Source organism: Streptomyces sp. NPDC085944, assembly GCF_040686295.1.
Lineage (GTDB): Bacteria > Actinomycetota > Actinomycetes > Streptomycetales > Streptomycetaceae > Streptomyces > Streptomyces salinarius.
The window spans coordinates 130,834-144,609 of sequence record NZ_JBFBJX010000002.1 but is presented as its reverse complement, the minus strand read 5'-3'; the positions used below and the strand labels follow the sequence as shown (position 1 = coordinate 144,609).

The following is a 13,776-nucleotide window of genomic DNA, read 5'->3' as shown; positions in this document are numbered from 1 at the left end:
CGTACGTGTTCGCGACAAGTACGGGGATCTTCCCGGCTGTGGGATTCCTGAGAACAGAGCCAGTGCTACTTCTTTGCCAATCCGATAAACGGAGAAACGCGTCCGAACGACGGACTCGCCGACGCGATCACCGGTCCAGCACGGCCAGGGCCCCGTCCAGCAGCCGCCGCAGCCGCAGTCCGTCCGGTGCCACGGCGGTCACCAGCGCGGCGCTCCCGCCGAGCGGCATGACGGCCGCCCCGTCCTCGAACACCCGCGCCGCCGGTGGTGCGTCGCCGAACTCCGGCCGTACGACGACCAGCTGGCCGACGGCACGGTGTCCCGCCAGCCCGGCCGGTCCGTCCCAACCGTCCGGCGCGCCGGGACCGCAGGCCAGCTCCTGGTCGAGGACGCAGCTCCCGTCGATCCGCATGGTCAGACGGCTGGTGAGGCGGCCGGGTTCCTCTCCGGCCCGCCCCAGCACCTGCTCCTCGCGCAGCAGCAGCCGTGCCCCGGCGGCGAGGTCGACGGACGTGGTGACGTGCAGATCGCTGCCGCCGGCGGAGATCAACTGCTCCGGCAGCCAGCACAGCTCGGCGTCGTCGTCGACGGTGAGCCGGACGTCGTAGCGGGCCCCGGCCCTGTCCTGCCCGGGCAGCGCGAGCGTGGCGGCGGCCGAGCCCACGCGCAGGCGGGCGCCGCGCTCCGCGTGGACCCCCACCGTGAAGTGGTCGCCGCCGAGCGGTCCGCTCATCGCGCCGACCAGCATCACCCGGGCCTCGGCTCCGCTCCCCCGGGTCCGGCGCACGGCGAGGGGCCCTTCGCCCTCCAGCGCCGGCAGTACGGTGCCGCCGCGCCCGTCGCCGCGGGCGAGCACGCGTGCGCTCGCCCGGACGCCGCCCGGCGCGGTGGTCACGCGGTCCACGCGGCGATCCGCTCCCGCACCCAGTCGGCGACCTCGCGCACCCCGTCCTCGCTCCGCAACGACTGGAGGACGACGGGCAGTTCACCGCGCACCGTCTTGGCGTCCGCGGCCATCCGCCCGAGGTCGGAACCGACGTACGGCGCCAGGTCGGTCTTGTTGACGATCAGCAGGTCGGCGGTGGCGACTCCGGGTCCGCCCTTGCGCGGGATGTCGTCGCCGCCCGCCACGTCGATCACGAACACCTGCGCGTCGACGAGCCCCTTGGAGAAGGTGGCGGTGAGGTTGTCCCCGCCGGACTCCACCAGGACCAGGTCGAGCGGCCCGACCTCGTCCTCCAGGTCCTCGACGGCCTCCAGGTTGGCGGAGATGTCGTCCCGGATCGCGGTGTGCGGGCAGGCGCCGGTCTCCACGGCGGTGATCCGCTCGGGCGGCAGTACGGCCTCGCGGAGCAGGAACTCGGCGTCCTCCCGGGTGTAGATGTCGTTGGTCACCACGGCGAGGGACAACTCCTGGCGCAGCGCCCGGCACAGCGCGGCGACGGTGGCGGTCTTCCCGGACCCGACGGGCCCGCCGAGCCCGATGCGCAGCGCCCGACGGGTCCCGTCGGGCCGCCGGGCGTCGGCGGAGACGGCGGCGGGGAATGCGTGGTCATGGTCAAGATGCACAACGGCTCCTGTCGAAGTCGGGATCGGCCGTGTCAGCCCGTCCGGCGTTTGAGGACGAGGCCGTCCAGGCCGAGTGGGGGTCCAGGGGGCAAGGCCCCCAGGCGGGGTAGAAGAGGCCGAGCCCCTTCGGGTCGGAATCGGGAACGGGCGGCGGGGGCGAATCCCCACCTAGGAGGCGAACAACCGCACAGCCCAGGCGGCATGAGCCTCGGCCCCGATCTCCAGCAACGGCGCGGACCGCGCGGGCAGCGCGTCGACCCCCTCCGTCACGACGCGCTCGCCCGTCTCCACGGCCTCCTGAGCCGCCCGGTCCATCTCGTCCGAGAGCCGCGCCAGTACCCCCGTCGCGTCGAAGGGATCGAGACCGAGCAGCCGCACGACGGCCGTCGCGGGTCCGCTCGCCCCCTCGTAGAGGGCGCAGAACGCCGCGTCGAGCGGCCCCAGACCGGCCGCACGCGCGGCCAGTCCCAGCACGACGGGTTGATGCGCGCCCTTGGGGAACAGCGAGGCCACGGCGTCGAGTTCGGGACGCGGCCAGGTCGCCCGGGCGGCCCGCATCAGCTGCCGCCCCAGCCTGCGCCCGGCCACCCGCAGAGCGGGCGACGGGGTACGGGCGTCGACGGCGCGGTCGAGGTCCCCGGGATCGGCCCCGAGGGCGGCGGCCGCCGCAACGCACGCCGCGACGACCCCGTTCGTGTGCAACCGCCCCCGGCAGAACGCCTCCAGGCTCGCGGCGTCGGTGACGCGTCCCGCCCGGACGGCGGCCTCCGCCCCGCCGGAGTGGGCGTGCCCCCCGGCGGGGAAACGGCCGTCCGCGAGGACGAGCAGTGCTGCGCGGCTCATTCCGGCGCTCAGAAGAGGAAGTACCGCTGGGCCAGCGGCAGCTCGGCGACGGGAGCGGGCTCGACGAGTTCGCCGTCGATGGTCACCGCGAAGGAGTCCGCGGCGACCTCCACCCGGGGCAGCGCGTCGTTTCGCCGCATGTCCGCCTTGGTCCGGCCGCGCGTCGACCGGATGGGCACGAACGCCCGCCCGAGCCCGAGCCGCTCGGCCAGCCCGTCCTCGACGGCCTGCTCGGAGACGAAGTTGACCGAGTTGGTGGCGGGAGCGGTCCCGAGCGCCCCGTACATCGGGCGCGGCAGCACCGGCTGCGGCGTGGGAATGGAGGCGTTCGCGTCGCCCATCTGCGCGTACGCGATCTGACCGCCCTTGATGACGAGCTGCGGCTTCACGCCGAAGAAGCGGGGGTCCCAGAGCACCAGGTCGGCGAGCTTGCCGGTCTCGACGGAACCGACCTCGTGCTCGATGCCCTGGGCGACGGCGGGGTTGATGGTGTACTTGGCGACATAGCGACGGGCGCGGAGGTTGTCCGCGCGGGTGTCGCCGGGCAGGAGGCCGCGCCTGCGCTTCATCACGTGCGCGGTCTGCCAGGTCCGCAGGATCACCTCGCCGATGCGCCCCATGGCCTGGGCGTCGGACGACATGATGGAGATCGCCCCCATGTCGTGCAGGATGTCCTCGGCCGCGATGGTGCTGGGCCGGATCCGGGACTCGGCGAAGGCCAGGTCCTCGGGGACGGCGGGGTTCAGGTGGTGGCAGACCATCAGCATGTCGAGGTGTTCCTCGACGGTGTTGACGGTGTGCGGCCGGGTGGGGTTGGTGGACGCCGGCAGCATGTTGGGCAGCGACACCGCCGTGATCATGTCAGGTGCGTGGCCGCCGCCGGCGCCCTCGACGTGGAAGGCGTGCAGGGTGCGGCCCGCGACGGCGTCGAAGGTGTCGCCGACGAAGCCGGCCTCGTTCAGGGTGTCGGTGTGGACGGCGAGCTGGACGCCGGACTCCTCGCACACGTCCAGGCAGGCGGAGATGGCGGCGGGGGTCGCGCCCCAGTCCTCATGGATCTTGAAGCCGAGGACGCCGGCGCGCAGTTGGTCGCGCATGGACTCCTTCGACATGGTGCTGCCCTTGCCGAGGAAGCCGATGTTGACGGGGCTGGACTCCAGGGCGGCGAACATCCGCGCGAGGTGCCAGGCGCCGGGCGTGACGGTGGTCGCCTTGCTGCCCTCGGCCGGGCCCGTGCCACCGCCGATGAGCGTGGTGATGCCGGACGCCAGGGCCTCGTCGACGGCGTTCGGCGCGATGAAGTGGACGTGGGTGTCGATGCCGCCCGCGGTGACGATCTTGCCGTTGCCCGCGACGACCTCGGTCTCGGGACCGATGACCAGGTCGGGGTGGACGCCGTCCATGGTGTCCGGGTTGCCGGACTTGCCGATGCCGGTGATCCGGCCGTCGCGGATGCCGATGTCGGCCTTCACGATCCCCCAGTGGTCGATGATCACGGCTCCGGTGATCAGCGTGTCGGGGGCGCCTTCGGCCCGGGTGGTGCGCGCCTGCCCCATGGACTCGCGCAGGACCTTGCCGCCGCCGAAGACGGCTTCGTCGCCGGAGCGGCCGGGGCCGCCCGAGCGGTCCTCCTCGATCTCGACGAGGAGGTCGGTGTCGGCGAGGCGGATGCGGTCGCCGGTGGTCGGGCCGAACAGGTCGGCGTAGGCGGGGCGGGACAGCTCAGGCATCGAGGGCACCTCCGGTCGCGCCGCGCAGACCGACGACGACGCGGGCCCCCGCGAGGGGGATCAGCCGTACGTCGACGGGGATGCCCGGCTCGAACCGGACGGCGGTGCCGGCGGCGATGTCCAGCCGCCTGCCGTGCGCCGCGCCGCGGTCGAACTCGAGACCGGGGTTGACCTCGCCGAAGTGGTAGTGGGAGCCGACCTGGACGGGCCGGTCGGCGGTGTTGAGCACGGTCAGGCGAGTGACTTCGCGGCCTTCGTTGAAAGTGACCGGCTCGTCCGCGAACAGGATCTCTCCGGGGATCACGACTGCGGCCCCCGTCAGACGATCGGGTCGTGGACGGTGACCAGCTTGGTGCCGTCGGGGAAGGTGGCCTCGACCTGCACGTCGTGGATCATCTCGGGGACGCCCTCCATGACCTCGTCGCGCTGGACGAGCTTGCGTCCGGAGGACATGAGTTCACCGACGCCGCGCCCGTCCCGGGCGCCTTCGAGGATGTGCGCGGTGATCAGCGCGACGACCTCGGGGTGGTTGAGCTTCACGCCTCGTGCCCGGCGCTTCTCCGCCACGTCGGCGGCCACATGGATGAGCAGTCTCTCCTGCTCGTGCGGGGTCAGTTGCATTTACCACCTCACAGGGCATGACGCCGGGACCGGACGGTCCGGCTGTCGCGGCTGCCGCGACGGCTCTAGGTGTAACACACAGGAACAGGTCGGAATTTACCTACCGGTTCACGGAAAACCGCAGGTGGATCAGGGTGCAGACTAGGGCTGGAGTGTTACGGCCACATCACCCGGTTTTGACCGAGTGATTACCGATGCCGTCGGCGGTTTCCCGCCTGCCCACTCTCGGTCGGCGGCGTCCCGCACATCCGCTCCACCGACCACGACTCGCGGGGAACCGGTCTGAAACGGACCAAAAGGCGTACCCCCTATCGGTCTAGGAACACACCCGATTCGCCACCGGCCGAAGTTGCGGCGCCCGCCCTGCGGACGTGCGGGCTGCGCCACTGCGCCGCTGGTCCCGGCGCCGCCACCGCGGTCGACGGCTTCCCGGACCCGAGGGCGACAACCCGAACGGATGAGCGGCACGTAACAACACAAAGAGCACGTTCCGCTGGGAATTTCCCCCGGGGCGGGACAAGATCCGTGACTGACGACAAGCCCTCGCCGCAGCGGCGGGGCGGTCCGGGCGGACGCCGAGTCCTGCCGCCGTCCGGACGACCGGTCGCAAGGGAAGTGGATCGGCAGGAGTGGAGGACCCGAGCACGACGGGTCGCCGGCCCGGCCGCCTCCGCGAGGGGCACCGGACCGAGCGGTCCTTGGGGTGAAGCCGCACTCGTGCGGCCGGGCAACTTCGCCAGCCCGAATCCGACAGGTCATCCTTCACAGGCGGCTGACGAAGGGTTGCGCATGTCCGCGCTCAATCGTGTCCCGTCCCTGATGGCCCGTGCCGGTACGGCCTCGGCCCTCACCCTCGCCGCCGTGGGCGGCTCCGTCGTGGTCCCCGGCGTCGCCGCCGAGGCTGCCGCGGCGAGCCATGCGGCGAAAGCCCTCAAGGTCGCGGCCTCGAAGAAGGGTTCCCCGTACCGCTGGGGCGCCACCGGCCCCTACCGGTTCGACTGTTCCGGCCTGACCCTGTACTCGTTCAAGAAGGCCGGCAAGAAGCTGCCGCGCACCGCGGCCCAGCAGTACAACAAGACCCGCCGCGTCTCCGTCAAGAGCCGCAGGGCCGGAGATCTGGTGTTCTTCCACTCGGGTCGCAGCGTCTACCACGTCGGCATCTACGCGGGGAAGGGCAAGCTCTGGCACGCCCCTAAGACCGGGGACGTGGTGCGCCTGCAGAAGATCTGGACGTCAAGCGTCTGGTACGGCCGGGTCAAGTAGCCCGCCCGCGGGGGGTTGCGGCGTTCTCCCCCGCCGTCACTCCCGCGGGTGCGCTCGGCCCGCCCGGCGGCGTCCAGGGCAGTTCGATCGAGACGGTCTTGCCACCCTCGCGCGTGGGCCGGACCCGCAGCTTGCCGCCGCACTCGGCGGTCAGCCAGCGGATGATCACCATGCCCCGCCCGTTGTCCTGCTGGACGGCGGCCGGCAGGCGCCTGGGGAAACGCGGGTGACTGTCGGTGACCCCGATGCGCAGCCGCTCGTCGCGGTCGAGGACGAGGTCGACCGTGAAGGTGGGCGACTGCCCCAGTGTGTGCTGGACCGCGTTGGTCGCCAGTTCGGAGACGATGAGCCGGACGGTCTCGTACAGGTCGGCGTCGGCGGGCAGCCCCCATTCCGCCAGCGTGCCGACCGTATGGGTCCGCGCGGCGGCCACCGAGGCCGGATCGCTCGGCAGAGTGACGGATGCTTCCAGATGGTCTGCCATGGCGACGTCGTCCCTTTCTCACGGCACCGCGGGCCCGACACGGAGTGGACGGTTCGAGTACGGTCCCGGACTGGTGCTTCGCCGCCAGACTGCCATTGCCAGGCTCGCGAAGGGCGGCGATCCACCAAGATGTGCATATATCTGTCGCTCGAAGCGGTGAACTCTGCGACGGCAGAGCGTATTCGGGCGGCTCATAGGGAGTAGGGGAGTTGTCCCATGCAGCACGGTCCCGTGGTGCGCCGTCGGAAGCTGGGCGCGGAACTGCGCGCCCTGCGCACATCGGCGGGCATCACCAGCGGCGAGGCGGCCCGGCTCGTGGGCTGGCACCAGTCGAAGGTCAGCCGGATCGAGACGGGGACGAGCGGGGCGAAACCGGCCGACGTGCGGTTGCTGCTGGACGTCTACGGCGTGGACGACGAGCAGTTGCGGGGGCTGCTGGTGATGCTGGCGCGCTCCGAGGACGCGGCGGGACGCAACCACTGGTGGCACGCCTACCGCGGGGTACTGCCCCCGACCTACCGCGACTTCATCAGCCTGGAGTCGCAGGCCAGCGCGATGCGCACGCTGGAGACCACGGTGGTGCCCGGGCTGCTCCAGACGCCTCAGTACGCCCGCGCGGTGACCCGGGCCGCGGTGGACGGACTGCCGGAGGAACGGCTGGACACGCTGGTGGAGGTCCGGCTGGCCCGGCAGGACGTGCTGCGGGCCCAGCCACCGTTGGAGCTGAGCGCGGTCCTGGACGAGGCGGTGCTGCGCCGCGAGGTGGGCGGGCCCGAGGTGATGGCCCGTCAACTGACCCGGCTGGTCGAGGCCGCTCGGCTCCCCCATGTCCGGCTCCAGGTCCTGCCGTTTGCCGCCGGGGCGCACATCGGTGTCACCGGCCCTTTCGTAATCTTCTCATTTTCGAGCACTTCTGATCTCGATGTGGTTGTTCTCGACCACTTGACGAGTAGCCTGCACCTCGAACGGAAAGAAGACCTAGAGGCCTATACCGAGGCCTTCAACGCCCTTCTGATCCATGCCCTTTCGCCCGAGGACTCGTTGGACTTCATCGCCGCGACCGCGGCAGGCGCGTAAGGAGGCACCATGTCAGGCTTCATGTCCGAACGACCCCGGAACATCCCTGTCAGCACCGATCTGCCCGGTGTCCGGTGGCTGCGCAGCAGCTACAGCACCGGAGCGAACAACTGTGTGGAGACGGCCCGTCCGTCGGTCGGCCCGCGGGCCGGACTGCTCGCCGTGCGCGACTCCAAGAACCCGGCCGGACCCGCCCTGCTCTTCTCCCCCGGGAGCTGGACGGCGTTCACCGCGGGCGTCCGCGGCTGACCACGCCGGGCGCCGGACGACGCACGGCCGTGTCACGCCGACTCATGGCCGCGTTTCGCCGATCACCCGCACAGCGCGTTCGACCTGTTCCCCGGAGAGGTCCCCCCGAGCGGTCAGCCTGAGCCGTGAGATTCCGTCGGGCACGGAAGGAGGGCGGAAGCAGCCCACGGACAGTCCGGCCGCACGGCAGTCGGCCGCCCATCGCACGGCCCCCTCCGGGGAGGGCGCGCGCACCGAGACGACCGCGGCGTCCGGACGTACCGCGTCCAGACCCGCGGCGGTCAGGCGTGCGTGCAGTTCGGCGGCGACGGCGCGGGCCCGCGCCGCGCGCTCCGGCTCGCGGCCGAGCAGCCTGAGAGCCGCCAGGGCCGCTCCGGCCGCGGCGGGGGCGAGTCCGGTGTCGAAGATGAACGTGCGGGCGGCGTTGACCAGGTGGTCGATCACGCGGGCCGGGCCCAGCACGGCGCCGCCCTGGGCGCCGAGGGACTTGGACAGCGTGACCGTCACGACGACGTCGCCGCGGCCCGCGAGCCCCGCCCCCTGCGGGGCGCCCCGGCCGCCGTCACCGAGGACGCCGAGGCCGTGGGCGTCGTCGACGACCAGTCCGGCGCCGTACTCCCGGCACGCCCCGGCGAGCGCGGCCAGGGGCGCGGCGTCGCCGTCGACCGAGAAGACCGTGTCGGAGACGACGACGGCGGGTCCGTCGTGCGTCGCCAGCGCCTTGCGCACGGCGTCCGGGTCGGCGTGCCCCACGACCTGGGTGGCGCCTCTGGCGAGCCGGCAACCGTCGATCAGCGAGGCGTGGTTGCCCGCGTCGGAGACGACGAGACTGCCGTGCGGTGCGAGCGCGGTGACCGCGGCGAGGTTGGCCGCGTAGCCGGAGGAGAGGACGAGCGCGGCCTCGAACCCGCAGAACTCGGCCAGTTCGCGCTCAAGTTCGGTGTGCAGTCGGGTCGTGCCGGTGACGAGCCGTGAGCCGGTCGCGCCGCCGCCCCAGGTCCGCGCGGCCCGGACCGCCCCTTCGACGACCTCCGGGTGCCGGGCCAGTCCCAGGTAGTCGTTGCTCGCCAGATCCAGCAGCGGCGAGGCCGCCGGGCGGGGCCGCAGCACCCGTACGAGGCCCGCCTCGCGGCGCGCCCGGTCCTGCTCGTCGATCCAGCCGAACGCCATGGGGCGGTCCTCCGGGGTTTTGTAGGCAATGAACAGACATTAGCGGTCCGGCCACCCCCGCGAGGTGTGGCAATACCCACACGTCGATCTGTCAGTGTTGTGCGAAGTCTCCTTGGCCGCGGACGGCCCCTTAGGACAGGATCGGCTCTCATGGACCTGCTGAACACGCTGGTGGACAAGGGGCTTCGGCGCGAGTCGCCGACCCGCGAGGAGGCGCTCGCCGTCCTCGCCACTTCCGACGACGACGTGCTCGACGTGGTGGCCGCGGCCGGAAAGGTGCGCCGTCACTGGTTCGGCCGACGGGTGAAACTCAACTATCTCGTCAACCTCAAGTCGGGCCTGTGCCCCGAGGACTGCTCCTACTGCTCACAGCGGCTGGGCTCCAGGGCCGAGATCCTCAAGTACACCTGGCTCAAGCCCGACCAGGCCTCCGCGGCCGCCGCGGCGGGGGTGTCCGGGGGCGCCAAGCGGGTGTGCCTGGTGGCCAGCGGACGCGGTCCGACCGACCGGGACGTGGACCGGGTCTCCGACACCATCAAGGCCATCAAGGGGCGACACGAGGACGTCGAGGTGTGCGCCTGCCTGGGCCTGCTCTCCGACGGCCAGGCGGAGCGGCTGCGGGAGGCGGGTGCCGACGCCTACAACCACAACCTCAACACCTCCGAGGCGACCTACGGCGACATCACCACGACCCACACGTACGCCGACCGGGTGGACACGGTGAACAAGGCGCACGCGGCCGGTCTGTCCGCCTGTTCCGGTCTCATCGCGGGCATGGGGGAGAGCGACGAGGACCTCGTCGACGTGGTCTTCTCGCTGCGCGAGCTGGACCCGGACTCGGTGCCGGTCAACTTCCTGATCCCGATGGAGGGCACGCCGCTGGCCAAGGAGTGGCACCTCACCCCGCAGCGGTGCCTGCGCATCCTGGCGATGACGCGATTCGTCTGCCCGGACGTCGAGGTGCGCATCGCCGGGGGGCGCGAGGTCCATCTGCGCGCGATGCAGCCGCTCGCCCTGCACCTGGCCAACTCGATCTTCCTCGGCGACTACCTCACCAGTGAGGGCCAGGCGGGCCACGCGGACCTGGAGATGATCGCGGACGCCGGCTTCGAGGTCGAGGGCGCCGGCGAGGTCACGCTGCCGGAGCACCGGGTCTCGGCGCGGGGCGACGGCTGCGGCTCGCACGAGGACGCCGGCGGCTGCGGCTCGCACGAGGACGCCGGCGGCTGCGGCTCGCACGAGGACGGCGGCGGCTGCGGGTCGCACACGGGCGCCGACGGCGAGGCTGCCGGTACCGGCGGCTGCGGGTCGCACGCGGGCGGTGGGGTGTGCGCTCCGGCGTCCGCGTCCACGCCCGCGCCGGCCCGCCCCGCCGAGGAGCCCCGTACGGACCTGGTGGCGGTCCGCCGCCGCGGCGCCGGGACGGACCTCGCGCCCAATGCCTGAGCCCGCGCTGAACGTCGCCGAGCTGTTGGCGCTGGACCGGCGGCACGTCTGGCACCCGTACGGGCCCATGCCAGGCCGGCAGGACCCGCTCGTCGTGGAGTCGGCGAGCGGGGTGCGGCTGCGGCCCGCCGACGGCTCCGGGGAGCTGGTCGACGGGATGTCGTCCTGGTGGTCGGCGATCCACGGCTACAACCACCCGGTGCTGAACGAGGCCGCGCGGGAGCAGTTGGAGCGGATGAGCCACGTGATGTTCGGCGGGCTCACCCACGAGCCCGCCGTGCGGCTGGTGAAGCTCCTTGTCGACATGTCACCCGAGGGCCTGGAGCATGTGTTCCTCGCCGACTCCGGGTCGGTGTCGGTCGAGGTCGCCGTCAAGATGTGCCTGCAGTACTGGCGTTCGCTCGGCCGCCCCGGCAAGCGCCGCCTGCTCACCTGGCGCGGCGGCTACCACGGCGACACCTGGCAGCCCATGTCGGTGTGCGATCCGGAGGGCGGCATGCACGAGCTCTGGTCCGGCGTCCTGCCGCGCCAGGTCTTCGCCGACGCGCCCCCGGCTGAGTACGAGGAGACGTACGCCGACCACCTGCGGTCGCTGATCGAGCGGCACGCCGGCGAACTGGCCGCGGTGATCGTGGAGCCGGTGGTGCAGGGCGCCGGGGGGATGCGGTTCCACTCCCCCGCATACCTGCGGGTGCTGCGCGAGGCGTGCGACGCGCACGACGTACTGCTGGTGTTCGACGAGATCGCGACGGGCTTCGGCCGGACGGGCGCGCTGTTCGCGGCGGAGCACGCGGCGGTGACGCCGGACGTGATGTGCGTGGGCAAGGCGCTGACCGGCGGATATCTGACCATGGCGGCCACGCTGTGCACGTCGCGGGTGGCCGAGGGCATCTCGCGGGGCGAAGTGCCGGTGCTGGCCCACGGGCCGACGTTCATGGGCAATCCGCTGGCGGCGGCCGTGGCGTGCGCGTCGATCGGCCTGCTGCTCGGGCAGGACTGGCTCGCCGAGGTCAAGCGGATCGAGGCGGGCCTGGGCGAAGGACTCGCGCCCGCCGCCGAGCTGCCGGGGGTGCGGGACGTACGCGTACTCGGCGCGATCGGGGTGGTGCAGCTGGACCACGACGTCGACATGCGGGCGGCGACGGCGGCGGCCGTACGGGAGGGCGTGTGGCTGCGTCCGTTCCGCGACCTGGTCTACACGATGCCGCCGTACGTCACGGGCGACGCGGACGTGGCACGGATCGCCCGCGCGGTGTGCGCGGCGGCTCGGGAGGGATGACGTGCCGGTACTGGTGATCACGGGCACGGGCACGGAGGTCGGCAAGACGGTCGTGACCGCCGCCGTCGCCGCGGCGGCCCTGGCGGGCGGCCGGTCGGTGGCCGTGCTGAAGGCCGCGCAGACGGGCGTGGGCCCGGACGAGGCCGGGGACGCGCGGGAGGTGGCACGACTCGCGGGTGACGTGACGGCCGCCGAAGTGGCCCGCTTTCCCGAGCCGTTGGCGCCGGGCACGGCCGCGCGCCGGGCCGGGCGGGCGCCGGTGCACCCGCCGCAGGTGGCTCAGGCCGCGGCCAAGCTGGCCACCGAGCACGACCTGGTCCTGGTCGAGGGCGCGGGCGGGCTCCTCGTACGCTTCGACGCGGCCGGCGGGACGCTGGCGGACGTGGCCGGTCTGCTGGGCGCGCCGGTGCTGGTGGTGACGTCGGCGGGCCTGGGCACGCTGAACACCACGGAGCTGACCGCGCGCGAACTGCGGTCCCGCGGCCTGGAGTTGCCGGGGCTGGTGATCGGCAGCTGGCCCGGGTCCCCGGACCTCGCCGCCCGCTGCAACCTCGCGGACCTCCCGAACGTCTCCGGCGCGCCCCTCCTCGGCGCGGTCCCGGCCGGGGCGGGCTCCCTGCCCCCGGCCGACTTCCGGTCGGCGGCACGGCACTGGCTGGCTCCGCCGCTGGAGGGCACGTGGGACGCGGACACGTTCACCGCCCGGCACGGCCCTTGACCGGCGGCGCGGCGGTGGCGGCCGGCGGTACGGCGGTGACGGCGGCGCATCCGTGACCGGCGCCGGCTCCGCGCCTCCGCGGCGAGGTCCGGTCCGTGAATGGCGCGGCCCCGGGTGGCCGGCGGCCCCCGGCCCCGGCCCCGGCCCCGGCCTCGGAGGAATCGCTCCGCAAGAGTCGTCGGCGCGGTGGGTGCGCGGGGCCCGGGCGGGGGAGAATCGCGGTAAGGCGCCGCCTCGTGAGGGAGGTCCCATGCCGCTGCGATCCGTCCGGGCCCGCGACCGGATGCCGCGGGATGCCGTGCACCATCCGCTGTTCGCCCGTTGCTACGCCCGGATGAGTGTGGGCGCCGAGACCCGGATGGGCATGGCGCGCGTGCGCGAACGGCTGCTCGCCGGGCTCGCCGGGCGGGTGATCGAGGTCGGCGCGGGCAACGGGCTGAACTTCTCGCACTACCCGGACACGGTCTCCGAGGTCGTCGCCATCGAGCCGGAGCGTGTGCTGCGGCGGTTGGCGGTGGATGCGGCACAGCACGCGCAGGTGCCGGTGGACGTGGCGCCCGGCACGGCGGAGGCCCTGCCGGTCAAGAGCGAGGCCTTCGACGCGGCCGTGGTCTCGCTGGTGCTGTGCAGCGTCCGGGACGTGCCACGGGCGCTCGCGGAGCTGCGGCGGGTGCTGCGCCCCGGCGGACAGGTGCGGTTCTTCGAGCACGGCCGGGGCGGCGGGCGGGTGATGACCTTCACCCAGAGCGCCCTGGACCGGACACTGTGGCCTCCCCTGTCCGGCGGCTGCCACCTCTCCCGCGAACCGGTGGCCGCGCTGCGGGAGGCCGGGTTCACGCTCGGGCCCTACCGGCGGGTGATGATGCCGGAGAACGGGCCGGCGCTGCCGAGTTCGTACTGCGTGCTGGGCACGGCCTGGCGGCCGTCCTGAGCCGCGTCCGCGGTCACGCGCTCCACCGGCGCAGTTCGTCCGCGATCTCCTCGACCGACGCCTCGCCCCTCTTGACCAGCAGCGCGAGGTCCCGTACTTGCTCGGCCCCGGGCGCTGCCTCGACCCCGCTCGCGACCAGGTAGGCGTAGGCGACCGCGGAGGCGAACAGGGCGTTGGAGCGCTCCAGCGCCGGGACGTGGATCAGCAGCTGGAGCAGGGCGGCGGCGCGGGCGTGCGGGGTGGCGTAGACCGGGGTGTCGAATATCTCGGCCCGGTGGCGGGCCACGGCGGCGACGAGCGCGCCCCAGTCGGTGACCCGGGGATCACCGGGAGTGCGCTGCTCGGCAAGCATCAGCAACCAGGCGAGATCGATGGTGAGGTCGTTCATCCGGGGGC

Annotated in this window: 16 protein-coding genes and 1 riboswitch; of the genes, 7 read left to right on the top strand and 9 right to left on the bottom strand. The window is 72.9% G+C overall.

The window, feature by feature from the left end; translation table 11 throughout:
- Positions 1-127: 127 nt before the first annotated feature.
- From AB0P07_RS04395 to AB0P07_RS04370, 6 genes are all read right to left on the bottom strand, one after another.
- Positions 128-895, bottom strand: a complete 768-nt coding sequence (locus tag AB0P07_RS04395; protein ID WP_365545842.1) for an urease accessory protein UreD — start codon at positions 893-895, stop codon at positions 128-130.
- Positions 892-1,569, bottom strand: a complete 678-nt coding sequence (gene ureG, locus AB0P07_RS04390) for an urease accessory protein UreG (protein WP_365544927.1) — start codon at positions 1,567-1,569, stop codon at positions 892-894. Before ureG ends, AB0P07_RS04395 begins: the two co-directional genes overlap by 4 nt.
- Positions 1,570-1,737: 168 nt before the next feature.
- Complete coding sequence (locus tag AB0P07_RS04385; RefSeq protein WP_365544924.1) at positions 1,738-2,412, bottom strand: urease accessory UreF family protein; 675 nt, start codon at positions 2,410-2,412, stop codon at positions 1,738-1,740.
- 8 nt (positions 2,413-2,420) lie between these two features.
- Entirely contained in the window at positions 2,421-4,142 is a 1,722-nt protein-coding gene (locus AB0P07_RS04380) for an urease subunit alpha (protein WP_365544921.1), read from the bottom strand.
- Entirely contained in the window at positions 4,135-4,446 is a 312-nt protein-coding gene (locus AB0P07_RS04375; RefSeq protein ID WP_365544918.1) for an urease subunit beta, read from the bottom strand. The genes AB0P07_RS04380 and AB0P07_RS04375 overlap by 8 nt, the downstream gene beginning before the upstream one ends.
- A 14-nt stretch (positions 4,447-4,460) precedes the next feature.
- Positions 4,461-4,763: an urease subunit gamma gene (locus AB0P07_RS04370; protein WP_365544915.1), complete on the bottom strand. Its 303-nt coding sequence runs from the start codon at positions 4,761-4,763 to the stop codon at positions 4,461-4,463.
- 643 nt (positions 4,764-5,406) lie between these two features.
- Positions 5,407-5,549, top strand: a riboswitch (cyclic di-AMP (ydaO/yuaA leader).
- 3 nt (positions 5,550-5,552) lie between these two features.
- On the opposite strand from AB0P07_RS04370, the gene AB0P07_RS04365 reads away from it, so the two are divergent.
- Positions 5,553-6,026: a C40 family peptidase gene (locus tag AB0P07_RS04365; RefSeq protein WP_365544912.1), complete on the top strand. Its 474-nt coding sequence runs from the start codon at positions 5,553-5,555 to the stop codon at positions 6,024-6,026.
- Here the strand turns inward: AB0P07_RS04365 and AB0P07_RS04360 are convergent.
- The gene (locus AB0P07_RS04360; RefSeq protein ID WP_365544910.1) at positions 6,019-6,510 is read right to left on the bottom strand and encodes an ATP-binding protein; all 492 of its coding nucleotides are present in this window, start codon (positions 6,508-6,510) and stop codon (positions 6,019-6,021) included. The two genes, AB0P07_RS04365 and AB0P07_RS04360, sit on opposite strands and share 8 nt — an antisense overlap.
- Before the next feature lie 216 nt (positions 6,511-6,726).
- Here AB0P07_RS04360 and AB0P07_RS04355 point away from each other — a divergent pair, with 216 nt between their 5' ends.
- On the top strand, positions 6,727-7,587 hold the full coding sequence (locus AB0P07_RS04355; protein WP_365544907.1) for a helix-turn-helix transcriptional regulator: 861 nt from the start codon (positions 6,727-6,729) through the stop codon (positions 7,585-7,587).
- Positions 7,588-7,608: 21 nt separating this feature from the next.
- Positions 7,609-7,836, top strand: coding sequence for a DUF397 domain-containing protein (locus AB0P07_RS04350; protein ID WP_365544904.1), 228 nt, complete (start codon positions 7,609-7,611; stop codon positions 7,834-7,836).
- 42 nt (positions 7,837-7,878) lie between these two features.
- On the opposite strand, the gene AB0P07_RS04345 is transcribed toward AB0P07_RS04350, so the two are convergent.
- Entirely contained in the window at positions 7,879-9,006 is a 1,128-nt protein-coding gene (locus AB0P07_RS04345) for an 8-amino-7-oxononanoate synthase (RefSeq protein ID WP_365544901.1), read from the bottom strand.
- Between the two features lie 150 nt (positions 9,007-9,156).
- Here AB0P07_RS04345 and bioB point away from each other — a divergent pair, with 150 nt between their 5' ends.
- The 4 genes from bioB (at position 9,157) to AB0P07_RS04325 (ending at position 13,380) form a co-directional block, all read left to right on the top strand.
- Positions 9,157-10,452 (top strand): biotin synthase BioB, encoded by a 1,296-nt coding sequence (gene bioB, locus AB0P07_RS04340; RefSeq protein ID WP_365544898.1) that lies wholly within the window; start codon positions 9,157-9,159, stop codon positions 10,450-10,452.
- On the top strand, positions 10,445-11,731 hold the full coding sequence (locus AB0P07_RS04335; protein WP_365544895.1) for an adenosylmethionine--8-amino-7-oxononanoate transaminase: 1,287 nt from the start codon (positions 10,445-10,447) through the stop codon (positions 11,729-11,731). Before bioB ends, AB0P07_RS04335 begins: the two co-directional genes overlap by 8 nt.
- A gap of 1 nt (position 11,732) precedes the next feature.
- Positions 11,733-12,449: a dethiobiotin synthase gene (gene bioD, locus AB0P07_RS04330; RefSeq protein ID WP_365544892.1), complete on the top strand. Its 717-nt coding sequence runs from the start codon at positions 11,733-11,735 to the stop codon at positions 12,447-12,449.
- 250 nt (positions 12,450-12,699) lie between these two features.
- Positions 12,700-13,380, top strand: coding sequence for a class I SAM-dependent methyltransferase (locus AB0P07_RS04325; protein ID WP_365544890.1), 681 nt, complete (start codon positions 12,700-12,702; stop codon positions 13,378-13,380).
- A 13-nt stretch (positions 13,381-13,393) separates the two neighbouring features.
- Here AB0P07_RS04325 and AB0P07_RS04320 read toward each other — a convergent pair whose 3' ends face one another.
- A complete protein-coding gene (locus AB0P07_RS04320; RefSeq protein WP_365544887.1) occupies positions 13,394-13,768 on the bottom strand; it encodes a fic family toxin-antitoxin system, toxin component in 375 nt (124 codons plus the stop codon).
- Between the last annotated feature and the right edge of the window lie 8 nt (positions 13,769-13,776).